Consider the following 17,755-nt stretch of genomic DNA (forward strand, 5'->3'; position numbering starts at 1 on the left):
AAAATATCCTTCAAATTTAATAATAAATCATCCAACGGTTATGTTATGGCCGACTATATTAAGTTAGAAAAAGCCCAATCTTCCAATTCTGGAAAGGAAACGGAAGTTACTACAAAAGATTCGGATTTTAAAATACCCGGAACGATAACAGGTACAGATTTGAATGTTCGTGAAAAGGCTTCAACATCTGCTAAAAAGCTAACTTCCTTATCAAAGAATACAAAAGTAACCATTTTAAATGAAGAAACAAATAATGGAAAATGGTACCGTATATCCGTTGTGAAAGATAAAAAAACCATAGTAGGATATGTCTTAAGTGATTATGTTAAGATTGGTTTTGATTCCGTCTATAACGCAAAAGTGAATAGCAGTTCAGACGTAAAAATAAAAAAAGCGGCGGGGAACAGCGCAGCCTATTTAACATATAAAGTAAGTGGTAAGACAGTTACCTTAAAAAATAACAAGGCTGTTGTTGTAAAGAAAGAAGTTACAAAGGATGGAAAAAAGTGGTTCGGAATTGATTTTGTTGTAAGCGGTGTAGAATATAGCGGGTATATTTTAAGTAACCAAGTATTGTTTAATACTAAGAATCTTATTACGACTCCCACAAAGGAACCAAACAACCAGAAAGAAGAAGGTTCCAGCAGAAATACCTCATCGGGCGGGGAAAAAGTAGCCGGTGCAAGTTATGAGATACCTGCTGCAGTTACAACTAGTAATTTAAATGTGCGTAAAGAACCCACAACTAAGAGTACCAAAGTAACTACTATTCCAAAGAATACAAAAGTAACGGTATTAAATGAAAAAATAAAAGATGGAAAATGGTACCGCATTACTTTTAAGATAAGTAATAAAACTTATATAGGATATGTTCTAAGTGACTATGTTAAGCTCACTTTAAAAGATACAGTAGATGCCAAAGTTAACAGCAGTTCCGCGGTTAAAATAAGAACCGGTGCAGGAGACTCTCATAAATATTTAACTTATAAGGTAAGCGGAAAAACAGTATCTTTAAATAAGGGTAAATCTATAACCATTACCAAAGAAGTAAACGACAAGAACGGGAAAAAGTGGTTTGCAATCAACTTTCCTGTAAGCGGAGTAGACTATAGCGGGTACATTCCGGCAGATCAGGTATTGTTTAAGGGTGTAACGACGCCAGCGGTAACGCCCACACCTACACCAACAGTAACGCCAACACCAACGGTAACACCAACGCCAACGGTGACGCCAACCCCTACAGCAACACCAACTCCCACACAGATAGATTATTTAAATATTACATATCCTGCTGATGGATACATTGCTGTTTCAGATACTTATTTATATCAGGATCCCTATAGTAACTATCAATATGATTTAAGCTATACTCCAATTATACTAACGGTGAATCAAAAAGTAACCATGTACAGTTCCTATCTTGCGGATACCATTCCATGGATGTTTTTATCCGTTGAATATAAAGGTAATGTATATTATGGATATGTAAAAGCGGAACAAATAAAATTAGGACAAACGGATGGTCCTGGGGTAACACCAACACCAACACCTACGACACCGGCTGGGGGAGGCCTGACGGAACAAGAGTTTGAACAGGAAATGAATAATCAGGGTTTCCCTGAAAACTACAAGCCGCTTCTTCGGGAATTACACAGACAGTATCCATCCTGGATATTTGAAGCTTATCATACAGGTATTGATTGGAATACTGCCATAGAAAAGGAAAGCACACTGGGAGCCAGCTTAATTTCCAACGGCAAAAGCATAGAGTGGAAATCCATAGAGAAGGGTGCCTATGATTGGAATAAAGATACTTTCATTCCTTTTGATGGAAGTACATGGGTGAATGCATCTAAAGAAGCCATTGCTTATTATATGGATCCCAGAAACTTCCTAAATGACAAGGGAATCTTTCAATTTGAACTTTTGAAATATAAGAGTGAATATCAGAATGTCACTGGTGTAGAAGGAATACTATATAATACACCACTGTATAATAAATCTTATACTTTCATAAATGAATATGGTGTACAAGAAACCATTACCTATGGGGAAACCTTTGTGAAAGCAGCGTTGTATTCCGGTGTCAGCCCTTATCATCTGGCAACCAGAGTAAAGCAGGAGGTTGTTACAGGGCCGACTTCTTTAAGCACAAGTGTATCCGGCACTGTTTCTGGTTTGGAAGGTTTATATAATTTTTATAATATTGGTGCATATCACAGTACAGCTCCAGGAGGAGCGGTAGCCAATGGATTAAAATATGCCAAAGACGGAACCACCAGTGCAGAACTAAATGCTTTGTACCGTATACCTTGGGATAACCCGTATGATGCCATTGCAGGAGGCGCCTATCATATAGGTCGAAATTATATCAGCAGAGGACAGGACACTATATATTTACAAAAATTTAATGTAACACCGGACTCGACTTTTTCACACCAGTATATGGCTAATATAGAGGCACCTGCGGCAGAAGCAAAGAAAACTTATACTGCATACAGTGGTATGATGAATGAGCCCATTGCCTTCTCTATCCCGGTATTTAACAACATGCCGGCAGCTCCAGCACCGATACCAGTCAAGTCTTATAATCCAAATAACTGGTTAAAGACTTTAAATATTGAAGGTTATAAGTTAACACCAACCTTTAATTCTTCCTTAGAACAGTCATATAATATGGAAGTCGAGAATTCAGTGGATTTTGTAGTAGTCTCTGCACAGGCAGTTAATAAAAGTGCTGTCGTAACAGGTACAGGAACCTATCCATTACAGATTGGCAACAATACCGTTATCATTGCAGTAACTGCAGAAAATGGAGATATGAGACAGTACATAGTAAATATTTATCGTAAAGGATAAGTAATGTTATAAAAAATTATGAATAACTTTATGTAATAGAAAAATTAACAATAGGAAAAATATTATAAACATAAGAAAGCTGGTAAATGAATTCATTTACTGGCTTTCTTACTCTTAATAAAGTCATATATGTTGTGGTTTTTTAGTAAGATTTTAATGAGAGATTAGTATTCATATAATAATTCAATCAATAATTCAATTATTTAAGATAATACTATTAGAATAATAAAAATATTGACAAATGACAAAGAGTGTTATAGTATGTATATAACAAATATAACTAGGAGGTGGATGAATTGTTCCTATCAATTGATTTTAATAGCGAGGAAGCCTTATATATCCAATTACGCAATCAAATCATATTTGGTATTGCGTGTGCAGAGATTCGCGAAGGAGATAATCTGCCTTCCGTAAGAGATTTAGCTGACGATATTGGAATCAACATGCATACAGTGAATAAGGCATATACCATATTAAAGCAAGAAGGTTATGTGAAACTTGACCGGAGAAGGGGCACCGTAATCTCCGTTGATACAAATAAATTGAAAGCAATGGAAGAGTTAAGTAACGAATTGAAAGTTATTCTTGCCAAAGCAGTATGCAAAAATATTTCTTGTAAAGAGATTCATGAAATTATAGATGAAATATTTTGTGAGTTTGTAATTAATAGTAGCGATGATGATTGAAAGGAGGTAATTATTATGTTATGCGACAAATGCAAAAAGAATGAGGCGCGGGTATATTATACGGAAATCATCAATGGAGAAAAAACAGAACAGCATTTATGCGAGGAATGTGCTACTGAATATACATCTTTTCAAATGGGAACACCTATAATGAATCAGGAATTGACCCTAGGCAGTTTATTGTCTACCATATTAGGTAATTATGGCGGAACAGCCCAGGGAAAAGGCAGTGTGGAAAAGGAATTGCATTGCGACAATTGCGGTATGACCTATTCTGAATTTATGAAAATCGGCAGATTCGGATGTGAAAGATGTTATGAAAAATTTCAAGCCATGCTGGATAATAGTATTAAAAGTATTCAAGGGGCGGATACCCATACGGGAAAGAAACCAAAAAACTTTGAAACCAATACAGAAAAGCTTGTAAAAGAACTTTCTGAAATAGATAAATTAACCATCCAATTACAGGATGCAGTTGAAAAAGAAGAATTTGAGGAAGCTGTAAGGCTAAGAGACCGGATTCGTGAATTAAAGAAGGAGGAGATAGGCAATGCTTAAGTGGTATAAAGAAGCAGCTAAGAACAGCGATGTTGTTATCTCCAGCAGAGTCAGACTTGCACGTAATTTAAAAAAATACCCGTTTTCTATCAAGCTGAATGACCAACAGGCAAATCAATTGGTACAGGAAGTAAGAGAAGCAGGTAAAGTTTTAGAAACACAAACCGATAATAGATATAATTCCTGTAATGTAAATGTACTTTCTGAAATTGATAAAACAGCCATGGTGGAAAGACATGTAATAAGCCCTCTTTTAGTAGAGAAGGAGCAAAGTACCGGATTAATTCTATCTGAAGATGAAAAGGTAAGTATTATGATTAATGAAGAAGATCATTTACGTATTCAGTCTGTTACAGGTGGAATGAACATAGGGGAAGCGTTTAAAACAGCAAATCTGGTTGATGACATTGCCAATGAACTATTTGATTATGCTTTTTCTGAGAAGTATGGATATTTAACCTCTTGCCCTACCAACGTAGGAACCGGTATGAGAGCTTCTTATATGGTGTTTTTACCAGCTCTTACTGTAGCCGGCAGAATTGCAAAACTAGCTGAAGAATTGGGCAAATACGGAATTGCATTGCGAGGTACTTATGGTGAAGCTTCTAAGAGCTTTGGAAGTATATATCAGATATCCAATCAAAAGACATTGGGAAGTACCGAAAAAGAAATTATTGAAAAATTAAATGGAATTGTAGAACAAGTAATGAGACAGGAAAGAAAACAGAGAGAATATTTGCTTATCAACAGTTATGATGAGCTGGAGGACAAAGTTTATCGTTCCTATGGTATATTAAAATATGCAAAGCAGGTCTCTTCTTCCGATGCAATGTCTTTGCTGGCTCAGCTAAAACTTGGTATAGACATGGAATTGATTCATGTTGGTCAGAATTACAATGTACATGAATTAATGATGGAAATACAGCCGGGTAATTTACAATACCAATTAGACAAAGCAATCAGCTGCACTCAAAGAGATAAATTTAGAGCAGACTATATTCGTCAGAAGCTGCCCAATATAGTATAGAAATAGGTGCGGTTTAGCAGACAGGAATAGCGGTCTGATAGTTATAAGAACTGCCGTGACCAAATGGTCATAAACAGATAAAAAAAGCGAAAAAATCAAGATCATTTCATAAAATGAATTATGAAACAATTCGCTTTACAAATATTGTGCTTGCGCCTAAATCCGCAGGCATTGGAAGTATGGAGGATTACTATGAACGATAAGTTTACTGAAAATGCAAAAGCAGCCATAACAGCTGCTACAGAAACTGCATATAAACTGTCTCATAATTATGTGGGAACAGAACATCTGCTAATTGGATTGTTGGAAGCAGATGGTGTGGCATCAAAAGTTTTAGAGAAAAATGGTGTAGAGAAGGATAAAGTAATAGAATTGGTAAATCAACTAATTGCTCCCAGTTCTTCCACGGAAGTATTGGAGGTAGACGGATTTACACCAAGATCAAAACGTATTCTTGACCAAAGTTATAGAGAGGCCATGCGTCTGAAAGCCCAATTAGTTGGTACGGAACATATTCTAATTGCATTACTAAAAGAATCCGATTGTATCGCGGTACGCTTACTAAATACATTGGGAATTAATATTCAAAAACTGTATATCGACATTTTAACTGCAGTTGGAGCAGATATGGGCGCCGCAAAGAATGAGTATGCTGCTAATAAGAACAAATCAAAAGCCAAATCCAATACACCTACTCTGGATCAATACAGCAGGGATTTAACAGAGTATGCAAGGGAAGGAAAATTAGACCCGGTTATTGGAAGGGAAAATGAAATTCAGCGTGTAATTCAGATTCTAAGCAGAAGAACTAAGAATAATCCATGCTTAGTTGGTGAGCCAGGTGTTGGTAAAACAGCTATTGCAGAAGGTCTTGCAATTAAAATTGTAGAAGGCAATATACCTGAGATTATCAAGGATAAAAGAGTATTAACCTTAGATTTATCCGGAATGGTTGCCGGATCTAAATACAGAGGTGAATTCGAGGAACGTATTAAAAAAGTAATAAGTGAAGTAATGAATGATGGCAATGTATTATTGTTTATCGATGAAATTCATACCATTATTGGCGCGGGAGGTGCAGAAGGTGCTATTGATGCCTCTAATATACTAAAACCTTCTTTAGCCAGAGGTGAATTGCAGCTAATCGGTGCAACCACCAGAGAAGAATACCGTAAGTATATTGAAAAAGATGCAGCTTTGGAACGCCGTTTCCAACCGGTTGTGGTAGAAGAACCTTCCGAAGAGGAAGCGATTCAGATATTAAAAGGCTTAAGAGACAGTTATGAAGCCCATCATAAAGTAAAGATAACGGATGAAGCCTTAATAGCGGCGGTTAAAATGTCCAGCAGATATATCAATGACCGTTATCTTCCTGACAAAGCCATTGACTTAATGGATGAAGCTGCTTCTAAAGTACGGTTAAGCAGTTTTATTACTTCTCCTGAGGTAAAAGAATTGGAACAGGAATTAGAGAAGCTGGATGGAGAAAAAGAAGAAGCAATTAAAGCGGAAGCTTATGAAAAAGCCGGTGAGATTAAAAAACAACAGGAAGAAATCACGAATAAAATTAATATGTTAAAGGTACAGACTGAGAAAGAAAAACAGGCAAGTGAATTGGTAGTTGGTGAGAATGAAATTGCCGATATTATTTCCAGCTGGACTAAGATACCAGTTAAGAAATTAGCGGAAGAAGAAACAGAAAGATTAAGAAACTTAGAGAATATCTTACATGAAAGAGTAATTGGTCAGGAAGAAGCTGTCAATGCTGTTTCTAAAGCTATTCGAAGAGGACGTGTAGGACTAAAAGATCCCAACAGACCAATTGGCTCTTTCTTATTCCTTGGACCAACCGGTGTGGGTAAGACAGAACTTTCCAAAGCATTGGCAGAAGCTATGTTTGGCAGTGAGAACTCGATGATTCGTGTAGATATGTCAGAATATATGGAAAAGCATAGTGTGTCAAAACTCATTGGATCACCGCCGGGATATGTTGGCTATGATGAGGGGGGACAGCTTAGTGAAAAAGTAAGACAAAACCCTTATTCCGTAATTTTATTTGATGAAGTAGAAAAAGCCCATCCCGATGTATTTAATATTTTACTTCAGGTATTAGATGACGGACACATTACAGATGCCCAGGGAAGAAGAGTGAGCTTTAAGAATACTATTATTATTATGACCTCCAATGCAGGTGCACAAAATATTATTTCGCCAAAACGATTAGGATTTGCCTCTGTAGTTGATGAAAAAGAAGATTATAAGAAAATGAAAGAGGGAGTTATGGATGAAGTAAAACGAATCTTTAAACCTGAATTCATTAATAGAATTGATGAAATAATTGTTTTCCACTCCTTGACCAAAGAAAATATTAAGAGCATCGTCAAAATTATGTTAAAATCCATTACCAAGAGATCTGAACAGCAAATGAATATTTATTTAGATCTTCAGGAGGAAATCATTGATCATATTTCCGATGTGGGATTTGATGAGAAGTTCGGTGCAAGACCTCTTAGAAGAGCAATACAAAGTAATATTGAAGATAAGCTTGCAGAAGAAGTATTGGATGGAAACATTAAAAGCGGTGATACAGCTAAGGTTACCCTTGTCGACAAGGAAATTAAAATTTCGAGAAAATAATTTATTTCTTTATAGATAATGTCAGCAAAATATTGTATAATATGATTAGGTTCTACGAACCTGTTCTGTGAACTTATTTTCTGAATCTGTTCATAGGACCCGTTCAAAGAACATAATAACAAATGTTCCATTCAAAAATGTGAGGACTTAATAAGTATTTAATGAAACTAGGAGGGTTTAAGGATGGCAGTTATCGAAGAATTAATTCGCGAAGAAGGTAATGGGACAATAAGTTTTGGCAATTACACCCTTGGGGAAAAATCAAAAGTATCTGATTTTGAACATGCAGGAGATCTTTACAAAGTTAAAACATTTAAGGAAATTACTAAGCTTGAGAAGAATGGTCTGTTCGTTTATGAATCCGTTCCGGGAACCGCAGTAAAGAACTTAAGTATAACTGATAGAGAAGTTAATTTCGCTGTAGAAGGTTTTGAGGATACACAAATTACTTTAGAGCTTGAAGCAGAGAAAGAGTATAAAGTGTATATTGATGACACCAATATAGGAAAGATGAAAACGAATCTAGGCGGTAAATTGGTGCTTAGTGTGGAATTAGGCGCAAATCAACGTTCAGAAGTAAGGGTAGTAAAACTTTAAATATCCTGTATAAGGATTTTGGAACTGTTTGGAGCTATAATTGCCCCAAACAGTTCCTTTTTTATTGACACAAGACGTATTTTAGATATATATTAATAACAATGGAATTAATTTGTAAAAACACTAGGAAGTCAAGGCGTGTCTAAAAACTCAAGACCCAGCTTGGGATAAGCAGTTTTCGGATGCACCCTAAGAAACGGGAGATAACTATGGCAAAAAGTAAGACGGTATTCTACTGTAAAGAATGCGGATATGAAACCACCAAATGGATGGGACAATGCCCCGGATGTAAACAGTGGGATACCTTTGTAGAAGAACCGGTAGCGAAAAAAACAATATATTCTAATACTGGTATAAAGTATCCGGAACCTGAGTTATTATCAGAAGTTACAACAACACAAGAGGAAAGAATAAACACTGGAATCGGGGAATTCGATAGAGTGCTGGGAGGCGGGATTGTTACTGGCTCTTTAGTATTGGTAGGAGGGGATCCGGGTATCGGTAAATCTACTTTACTCTTACAGATGTGCCGTGAATTATCAGCCAAAGGACATAAAATATTATACATTTCCGGTGAAGAATCCTTAAAACAAATTAAATTGCGTGCAGAAAGATTGGGTAAATTTGAAGGTGAACTGCTTTTACTGAGTGAAACCAATTTAGACCGTATCGATGATACTATCCAGAAATTATCTCCGGAGGTCGTAATCATTGACTCGATTCAAACCATGTTTAAAGAAGAAATAGGTGCAGCGCCGGGCAGTGTAAGTCAGGTGAGGGAAACAACAGGAACCCTAATGAGAATCGGAAAAGGTTTAGGCATATCCATCTTTATTGTAGGACATGTTACCAAAGAAGGTGTAGTTGCAGGTCCCAGAGTATTGGAACATATGGTAGATACGGTATTATATTTTGAAGGAGATAATTCTGCTTCTTATCGTATCCTTCGTGCAGTGAAAAATCGTTTCGGTTCCACCAATGAAATTGGTGTATTTGAAATGAGAAATGAAGGCTTGGCAGAGGTAAGTAATCCTTCTGAATATATGCTGCAGGGGAAGCCGGAGGGAGAACCGGGATCTGTAGTAGCAGCATCCTTAGAAGGCACCAGAACTATTTTAGTGGAGGTTCAGGCTCTTATCTGCCAGACAAACTTTAATATGCCAAGAAGAACAGCAGCAGGAACGGATTACAACAGAGTGAATCTGCTAATGGCAGTAATAGAAAAACGACTTGGTGTTCATATGTCCGGTATGGATGCATATATCAATGTTGCCGGTGGAATGAGAATATATGAACCCGCTCTTGATTTAGCCATTGTGCTTGCCATACTGTCCAGCTATAAGAATAAAGAGCTAGACAGCAAAACTATATGTTTTGGAGAGGTTGGCTTAACGGGAGAGGTAAGAGCGGTTAATATGCCGGAACAGAGGGCTTTAGAGGCAGCTAAGCTGGGGTATGAGACTTGTATATTACCTCAGGTGAATAAAGAAACTATCAAAAATCCTAAGATTAAATTAATCGGTATCAGAAATATCCGGGAGATTTTAAACCTGTTAAAATAGATATCTATATTACCAAGGGAGGAAACGTTGTGGGGGCATTACATACACAAACAGTAAAGGAAGGTTCTAAAGAATATTTTCATAGCTTAAAATCAATATTAGATCAATTAGAGGCCAGCCAGCTTATCATAGAAATGAAAGCCTATGATGCAATAAATAGCTCGGATATGTTACTAAATATAATCAAGGAAGGCATTCAATCTATAGAAGTACTGCAATCTAATGGGGAAGAAAAAGGGATAGAAACAGAAGAGATTGAGTCCAAAGAGAGTTCTTTACACAAATTTAATTCATTGGAAAAAAACCAAACAAGAAGATGCCAATTAAAAGAGATAATGAAACCTATTTTGGAAGCTGCCAATATTTCCAATCAAGTTTCCAGAGACATAGAGCATGAAATAGCAAATCAGAGAGAAATCATTGATGTTATCAAATGCAAATTAAAATATAATCGGGCAGCTAATAAATAAAAACTTAGATTAAGTAAGAAACAATAAGCTGTCATTCTGAGGTAAATTCAGTTGTTCTGAATTTCTACAATCAGAATGACAGCTTATTATTTAGTTTAAACCTTGTTTTCTTAAGCATAGGAAGTTTCCCTATCCCTATATATTTTATGTTTGGGGCTGAGTTTCTTCCTCGGACACAATTTCTTCCAAAACATGAATTAAGTCATGAATTGTATATAACTGAACATTTCTTTCTAAGATAACATCCTGTAAATCTGTTGAAAGGGTTTCGAATTTTTCCCTTAATGCTGGAGCAACATATGACATAATTATCACCTCAATGATAGTTTAACCAAAACAGAACAAATCATGTATTACAAAATAATTAGAATTGACTTATGAAATCCTTATAACATAAAAAATAAATGAAAATCATAAGATATAACAAATAATAGGTATATAGATTTGAGGAGAAAGGTTGGAAAGAATTTCATACTTTCAAAGGTTGAAATCCTTTCAATGGTTGAAATTCTTTCAAAGGTTGTAAATTTTTTCAACCTGACTTTGAAAGGAGCATGGTATAATTATGGATTTTCAGCAAAGCAGGACATATACAAATTTGCAAAACGCTTTTGACGAAGAAGCAATTTCTGGTACAAAGTTTTCAATATATGCTCAGCAAGCCCGACAGGAAGGATTTATACAAATTGGAAATATATTTGATATTGCAACTCATCATGAACGAGAACATGCTGTGGTTTTTTTAAGATTACTGAATAATTATCAATTGCCGGATACATTAACCAATCTCATAGAAGCATCTACTTCAGAAGAGAATGAAGGAAGTGTATTATATCGGCAATACGCTGAAGTAGCCAGAGAAGAAGGTTTTAATAATATTGCAGCATTATTTGATGGAATTGCAAATATTGAAATGAATATGGAAGTGACATTCCGGTACTTCGCATCTTTAATTGAGCGGGATCAGGTATTTTGTAAACCGGAGGAAACATTATGGATCTGTACCAACTGCGGTAATATTATGGGAGGATTATGCGCTCCGGAGATATGTCCAATATGTGGATATCCACAAGGGTATTATCAAGTATATTCTCCAAATAGTTAACAAAAAAAACACTATCCAATTGGATAGTGTAAACAGGGGATGAGAGAATCGAACTCCCACTAAAGGTTTTGGAGACCCTTGTCATACCATTTGACCAATCCCCTAGATTTTCAACTGCCTTTATATCTTACACTGGATTGTTTAAATTGTCAAGAAAATAATCAAACTTTTTTGGAATAATTATTTTCTAATATATAAAATTATTTTAAAATGGGCAAAGAAAAAAGGGCTGTAGTAAAATAGAATAGGCATACCGGATATGGAAGAGTAGAATGATAGTATACTACAATCCGCAGCCGGTATGAAATATTCATTTTACCACACCCCTTTTCTATGCTTTTTACTGCTATTTACTCTTTAATAAATTTATAAGGGCAGATGGTAATAAAGGTTTGCTAAATATGTAACCCTGTACAATGTCACAATTCTTTTTCTTTAAGACAATTAACTGTTCTTCGTGTTCAACACCTTCAGCAATTACATCTACCTGGATGCTATGTGCAAGCTGAATAATTGCATCTGCTATACAGGCATCTTTATCATTCTTACTAATATTATCTATGAAAGACTTATCTATCTTTAATGTATTAATTGGTATGGTTGTAAGATAATTCAAAGAGGAATATCCGGTTCCAAAATCATCTAAGGACACATGTACACCTAAATCTTGCAGATTACTTAATAAAATAGTGGCATCAATTAGGGAGGAAACTAAAGTGCTTTCTGTTATTTCAAGTTCCAGATATTCAGGAGGTAAATTGGTTTCTTTTAGTACGCTGTCCACCATATTCACAAATTCCGGGTGGTTAATTTGGACAGTGGATATATTCACCGATACAATACAAGGAGCAAAACCTTGATCTAGTAAACTCTTATTAAAACTGCAGGCTTCTCTTAAAATCCATTCTCCTAACCCGATAATTAATCCACTTTCTTCAGCAATTGGTATAAATTCAGCAGGTGAAATATTGCCTAATTTAGAATTATTAATTCTCATTAATGCTTCAAAACCGGTTATTGTATTGGTACTAATATTATACTGAGGCTGATACTTAACATAGACTTCTTTACTGTGGATGGCATTTCGTAAAATATCAAGAATCAGTGCATTTCGACTTAATTCCTCTTCCATGTTACGGCAAAACATAGTGAATTTGTTCTTACCGGTATCTTTCGATCTGTACATTGCAATATCTGCATTTTTAATTAAGGCGTTAATATGATCACCATTATGAGGGTATAAAGCAATACCCATACTCATGGAAACATGAGCAATTTCACCATTTAAATTAAAAGGGTCTTTAAAAGAATCGATAACCATTGCTGCAAAATCTCCGGCATCTTCTCTGGAACGTAAATTTTTACGGAAAAGCAGGAATTCATCTCCTCCGGCTCTTGCTATAATATCATTTGGTCCTGCCATATTAACTAACTGTTCTGCGGTCTGTTCCAATAACTGATCACCGTAATCATGACCAAGGGTATCATTAATAGTTTTAAAATTATCCAGATCCACAAAATAAATAGCATGTATTTGTTCGGTTTCCCCTGAGGCCTCCAGAATCTTACTTACTTTTTCGATGAATGACATCTTATTGGGAAGTTTAGTCAGCACATCATGGTACGCCAAGTATTCAATATGTTCATAATTATCTCTAAGTTCTTCCTCATTGGTGAGCAGTTCTTCGTGCATTGCAGATAAATCGTTATAATTACCTCTGATAATATGAAGCATTTTATTGAATATTCTGGATAGCTCGCCTAATTCATTTTTTAGCCGGATATTAGACTGAATCTCAAGGTTTCCTCCTGCGGCAGCCATCATAACATCTTTTAATTCGATTATAGGATCGGTAAATGCCTTAGATATGGAGGAGCTTACGGCGATTACTAAGATCATTAAAACAATCATAGTCATAGCAAGCACATATATAATAATGTTTGCCAAATCGATTATTTCGGAAACATTCTGCTGTACAACAAGAACCCAGTTTAGCTTTGGTATTACACTATAACCGTAAATCTTCTCAGAACCACTATGATATAAATTAAAGGTGCCGCTTTTGGATATAGAACCGGAATAGTAATTATTAATAATTTTGCTTAATTTATCTGAATTAACATCTCTTCCGATTGAATCTGCGTTTGGATGATACACTATTTTCCCGTTTTTATCGAGAACCTGACCAAAGCCGGTATGGCCCATTTCAATAGATTTAAGAAAATCATTAAAATAGGATATGCTGATAGTACTTACCACATAGCCGATAACAGGAAGATCATCCGGAGATTTTCCTAAGATGGCGGAACCAATCTCAATATAATAATCTGTGTTATTATTCTCATCTACATGCTTAATAAGACCGCTTACACCATAAGCAGTTCTACCGGTTTCACGGATGTAGGAAAGGGTCAAACTATCTGATGCATCCAGACCTACATACTCTTCTTTTGAACTGGCTACTACTTCTTTGCTGGCATTATAGACGGTAATCTTTTCACAGGAAGGATTCAGTTTACTGCGCTGCTGCAATAATTCATAGACATCTTCATAAGCATCCTTGAAAAAAGAAGTGTTTACTAAGGAAGATGTGTTGCTCAGGGAAGTAAAATGATATAATTCATTTTGAATAGAAAGAAGGTCCACTTCCGTTCTCTGTGTTTCAATTAATGCATCCAAACCATTACTGTTGGTTTCAGCAAGTTGTTGTAAATTATTTGTAGTTACGGTTATAAGTTTTCTTGTAATAAAATAATAAGCTACAACAGCAACAATAATAATGGGAACTATGGAAAACAATATTAAAGTTTTTCTAAAGGTATTTTTAATTGACATAGGAATCTTCTTTCGTAGAATTTTTATGATAACTTTACAATAATTTTAAGTCGTATACCTTATATATTTTACCAACTAATATGGAAAATTGCAACAAAGCAAAATAAGAATACCATACTTTTTTGTGAAATTTTCAATAGTTTAAAAATTCTTATTGAAAATAAAATATAATAAAGGTATACTTGTAACATTAGTTATTAATTATTTTGAAATATACAAATTATTTTTAATAGAATAATTAGAAGGTTGAGATATATGTATAAATTAATATGCAGAGACGGTAATGCAAAGCGCGGTGAATTCCATACCGTTCATGGCACAATTCAGACACCGGTATTTATGAATGTTGGAACAGCAGCAGTCATTAAGGGAGCAGTTTCAACAACTGATTTACAACAATTAAAAACCCAGGTGGAATTATCCAATACCTATCATTTACACGTAAGAACCGGTGACCAAGTGATTAAAAAGCTTGGGGGACTCCATAAATTCATGGTATGGGACAAACCTATTCTAACGGACTCAGGCGGTTTTCAAGTGTTTTCTTTGGCCGGTCTTAGAAAGATTAAAGAAGAAGGGGTTTACTTTAATTCTCATATAGATGGACGTAAAATTTTTATGGGTCCGGAAGAAAGTATGCAGATTCAATCTAACCTGGCTTCTACCATAGCAATGGCTTTTGATGAATGCCCGCCTCATCCTGCCACCAGAGAATATATGCAGAATTCCGTGGACCGGACTACCAGATGGCTGGAACGTTGTAAGAAAGAGATGAAGCGTCTGAATTCTTTAGAGGACACTATTAATAAGAATCAGATGCTGTTTGGCATTAATCAGGGTGGAACCTTTGAAGACATTCGAATTGAACATGCCAAGCGGATTACAGAACTTGATTTGGATGGTTATGCTCTTGGAGGTTTGGCTGTAGGTGAGAGTCACGATGAAATGTATCGCATTATTGAGGAGACAGTGCCATACCTTCCTTTGGAAAAACCGACTTATTTAATGGGAGTTGGAACGCCTGCCAATATTTTGGAAGCGGTAGACAGAGGTGTGGATTTCTTTGACTGTGTATATCCTTCCAGGAATGGAAGACATGGACATGCCTATACCAATCATGGTAAAATGAATTTAATGAATGCAAAGTATGAATTAGATGATAAACCAATTGAAGAAGGGTGCCAGTGTCCGGCCTGTCAGCATTATAGCAGAGCTTATATCAGACATTTGCTGAAAGCAAAGGAAATGCTTGGATTACGGTTACTAGTTATGCATAACTTGTATTTTTATAATAACATGATGGAGGAAATCCGTAATGCCATCGAAGAGAATAGATATAAAGAGTATAAAAAAGCTAAGTTAGAAGGCTTTGCCGAAGGCGAAGCATAATATAAACACAAATATTAGGAGGAATTATTTTTATGAATAATTTATTATTTTTAACAGAGGGTGCTGCAGTTGCCGGTTCACCTTGGATGATGCTGATTTGGGTTGCAGCTATGGGTGCGTTGATTTATTTTATGACGATACGTCCTCAAAAGAAACAACAGAAAGAGCATATGGCATTATTATCTACAATTCAAGATGGAGACAGCGTACTTACTTCAAGCGGCTTCTACGGTGTAGTTATTGATGTTATGGATGAAGTTGTTATCGTTGAATTTGGTAATAACAAAAACTGCCGTATACCTATGAAAAAAGCTGCTATCGTTGAAGTAGAAAAATCAGCTACAGCAGAGAAATCAGATAAAGAATAAAAAGTGGCGCAGTTTATAAGTAAGTAGTAAAAGAAAAAGACCTTTCATTTTAGCACTTGGCATTGCCGAATGATCATAATGAAAGGTTTTTTATTTTTATATTTTTTTATGCAGTTTTTCTTTTAGATTTTCTAATATGGAATAGGGTATACGAATATTTCCTCTTCCCACACCCAATTTAATATTTGGCTTTGCAGCCCCGTGAAAATCGGAACCGCCGGTTATAGCCAGGTTATATTTATTAGCAATATGTCTTAAGCGTCCTTCATCAAAACCCATATTGGCGGAATAAATAACTTCCAGACCGTCCAAATCAAAATCAACTAAATATGCCACCAGCTTTTCCACACCTTCTAAGGAATATTTATATAATAAAGGATGGGCAAGAATGGCGAGGCCTCCGGCCTTATGAATAAGCTTAATAGCTTCTTCCGGTTTTAGATACTCTCTGGGAACATAATAGGGACTATCGGAGTTAAGATATTTGGTAAAGGCATCCTGATTTGTTTTTACGTATCCCTGGGCTACCATGTACTTGGCAAAATGTGCTCTTGTTAAAACTGCATCGCCTTCTGTTTCCCGCATTTTGTCCACTGTAATATCAATACCTGCCCTTTGAAGGTTAGAAGCCATTTTTTCATTTCTTCTGTCTCTCTCTAACCGGGCATTGTTTAATTCCTCATTTAGAATTTGATTATCCGGATCAACAAATAATCCAAGGATATGAATATCTTTCTTATCATATGCCGCAGAGATTTCTGTTCCCGGAATGATTTCAATTGGCTTACCTTCTTCCGCAGCTTGACTGGCAGCTTCCTGCGCAGCTTTTATACCTGCTAAAGTATCATGATCGGTTAAAGCAAAGGCGGATAATTGGCTTTCAACTGCTAATTGTACCACTTCCTCCGGAGTGAGGGAGCCGTCTGAGGCAGTAGAATGAACATGTAAATCAATATATTTCATGGAATCACTTCCTTTTCTGTATAGAATTTGTTTTTAATAAGTAATTCTGTTAATCTATATTTCTAATTAAAAATATTTTAGTGTAGTATAACACTAATTACCATTTTGGACAAGTCAATAATCATACAGTGAAGTTCTGCATAATACTTTGTCAAGATAAGAATATTAGTCCAACTGTGATAATATATTACAATATAATCATTATGGAGGAGTTATATGGACAAAGTATTGCATCGGAATTCCAAAGCCCTTGTTATACTAAAAGATTTGGTAATTTCTTACATAGCAACCGGAATTCTATTGCTGTTATTATCCTTTCTCATGCTAAAATTAGATTTATCCAATGGAATATTAAGTGGGGGTATCATATTAACCTATATTTTATCCTGTTTTGCAGGAGGCTTCTTACTTGGTAAGCATGTGGATCAAAAGAGATTTCTGTGGGGCCTGTTAATGGGTGGATTATATTTTGTTATACTGTTGTTTGTTTCTATTCTAGGAAATACTTTAGCTGGAATTGAAGCTGGAAGAACCATGACGGTATTAATGATTTGCCTGTTTAGTGGAATGTTGGGAGGAATGATAAGCTAGGCTGGATTATTTTTATATAGGAAACTTTCTATTAGCATGATGGGGTGATTACAAACAATAAACTGTCATTCTGAGAGCAAAAGTTCAGTTTTGCAAAATCCCATGCA

At 35.7% G+C, this 17,755-nt stretch carries 15 protein-coding genes and 1 tRNA gene; 12 read left to right on the top strand and 4 right to left on the bottom strand.

Translation table 11 applies throughout. The annotated features are described in order from the left end of the window. From RT261_RS01345 to RT261_RS01380, 8 genes are all read left to right on the top strand, one after another. Positions 1–2,859: SH3 domain-containing protein (locus RT261_RS01345; RefSeq protein ID WP_313128378.1), on the top strand; the 2,859-nt coding region annotated here is incomplete at its 5' end. 296 nt (positions 2,860–3,155) lie between these two features. Beyond that, positions 3,156–3,545 carry a GntR family transcriptional regulator gene (locus tag RT261_RS01350; protein ID WP_313128382.1) on the top strand — a complete coding sequence of 130 codons (390 nt, stop codon included), beginning with the start codon at positions 3,156–3,158 and terminating at the stop codon, positions 3,543–3,545. 15 nt (positions 3,546–3,560) lie between these two features. Further along, positions 3,561–4,103, top strand: coding sequence for a UvrB/UvrC motif-containing protein (locus tag RT261_RS01355; protein WP_313128384.1), 543 nt, complete (start codon positions 3,561–3,563; stop codon positions 4,101–4,103). Further along, positions 4,096–5,130 (top strand): protein arginine kinase, encoded by a 1,035-nt coding sequence (locus RT261_RS01360; protein WP_313128387.1) that lies wholly within the window; start codon positions 4,096–4,098, stop codon positions 5,128–5,130. Before RT261_RS01355 ends, RT261_RS01360 begins: the two co-directional genes overlap by 8 nt. Positions 5,131–5,322: 192 nt before the next feature. After that, positions 5,323–7,767 (top strand): ATP-dependent Clp protease ATP-binding subunit, encoded by a 2,445-nt coding sequence (locus RT261_RS01365; protein ID WP_313128389.1) that lies wholly within the window; start codon positions 5,323–5,325, stop codon positions 7,765–7,767. Positions 7,768–7,950: 183 nt separating this feature from the next. Beyond that, the gene (locus tag RT261_RS01370; RefSeq protein ID WP_313128392.1) at positions 7,951–8,364 is read left to right on the top strand and encodes an endosialidase; all 414 of its coding nucleotides are present in this window, start codon (positions 7,951–7,953) and stop codon (positions 8,362–8,364) included. 209 nt (positions 8,365–8,573) lie between these two features. After that, positions 8,574–9,926 (top strand): DNA repair protein RadA, encoded by a 1,353-nt coding sequence (gene radA, locus RT261_RS01375; protein ID WP_313128394.1) that lies wholly within the window; start codon positions 8,574–8,576, stop codon positions 9,924–9,926. Positions 9,927–9,955: 29 nt separating this feature from the next. Continuing rightward, a complete protein-coding gene (locus tag RT261_RS01380; protein ID WP_313128397.1) occupies positions 9,956–10,396 on the top strand; it encodes a hypothetical protein in 441 nt (146 codons plus the stop codon). Positions 10,397–10,540: 144 nt separating this feature from the next. Here the strand turns inward: RT261_RS01380 and RT261_RS01385 are convergent, their stop codons facing one another. Beyond that, positions 10,541–10,702, bottom strand: coding sequence for a hypothetical protein (locus RT261_RS01385; RefSeq protein WP_313128399.1), 162 nt, complete (start codon positions 10,700–10,702; stop codon positions 10,541–10,543). A 259-nt stretch (positions 10,703–10,961) separates the two neighbouring features. On the opposite strand from RT261_RS01385, the gene RT261_RS01390 reads away from it, so the two are divergent. After that, the gene (locus RT261_RS01390) at positions 10,962–11,501 is read left to right on the top strand and encodes a rubrerythrin family protein (RefSeq protein ID WP_313128402.1); all 540 of its coding nucleotides are present in this window, start codon (positions 10,962–10,964) and stop codon (positions 11,499–11,501) included. A gap of 33 nt (positions 11,502–11,534) precedes the next feature. Here RT261_RS01390 and RT261_RS01395 read toward each other — a convergent pair. Together RT261_RS01395 and RT261_RS01400 are read right to left on the bottom strand one after the other, a co-directional pair. Further along, a tRNA-Trp gene (locus RT261_RS01395) sits at positions 11,535–11,605 on the bottom strand. Positions 11,606–11,847: 242 nt separating this feature from the next. Further along, positions 11,848–14,337, bottom strand: coding sequence for a bifunctional diguanylate cyclase/phosphodiesterase (locus RT261_RS01400; protein WP_313128405.1), 2,490 nt, complete (start codon positions 14,335–14,337; stop codon positions 11,848–11,850). Positions 14,338–14,592: 255 nt separating this feature from the next. Between RT261_RS01400 and tgt the strand changes: the two genes are divergently transcribed. Together tgt and yajC are read left to right on the top strand one after the other, a co-directional pair. Continuing rightward, positions 14,593–15,726, top strand: a complete 1,134-nt coding sequence (gene tgt, locus RT261_RS01405; RefSeq protein WP_313128407.1) for a tRNA guanosine(34) transglycosylase Tgt — start codon at positions 14,593–14,595, stop codon at positions 15,724–15,726. Positions 15,727–15,758: 32 nt separating this feature from the next. Next, positions 15,759–16,094, top strand: coding sequence for a preprotein translocase subunit YajC (gene yajC, locus RT261_RS01410; protein ID WP_313128410.1), 336 nt, complete (start codon positions 15,759–15,761; stop codon positions 16,092–16,094). Positions 16,095–16,190: 96 nt separating this feature from the next. Here yajC and RT261_RS01415 read toward each other — a convergent pair whose 3' ends face one another. Then, the gene (locus RT261_RS01415; protein WP_313128412.1) at positions 16,191–17,057 is read right to left on the bottom strand and encodes a PHP domain-containing protein; all 867 of its coding nucleotides are present in this window, start codon (positions 17,055–17,057) and stop codon (positions 16,191–16,193) included. A 216-nt stretch (positions 17,058–17,273) separates the two neighbouring features. Between RT261_RS01415 and RT261_RS01420 the strand changes: the two genes are divergently transcribed. Beyond that, the gene (locus RT261_RS01420; protein ID WP_313128415.1) at positions 17,274–17,648 is read left to right on the top strand and encodes a TIGR04086 family membrane protein; all 375 of its coding nucleotides are present in this window, start codon (positions 17,274–17,276) and stop codon (positions 17,646–17,648) included. The last annotated feature ends 107 nt before the right edge of the window (positions 17,649–17,755 follow it).

The organism is Anaerocolumna sp. (genome assembly GCF_032079385.1).
Classification (GTDB): Bacteria; Bacillota; Clostridia; order Lachnospirales; family Lachnospiraceae; genus Anaerocolumna.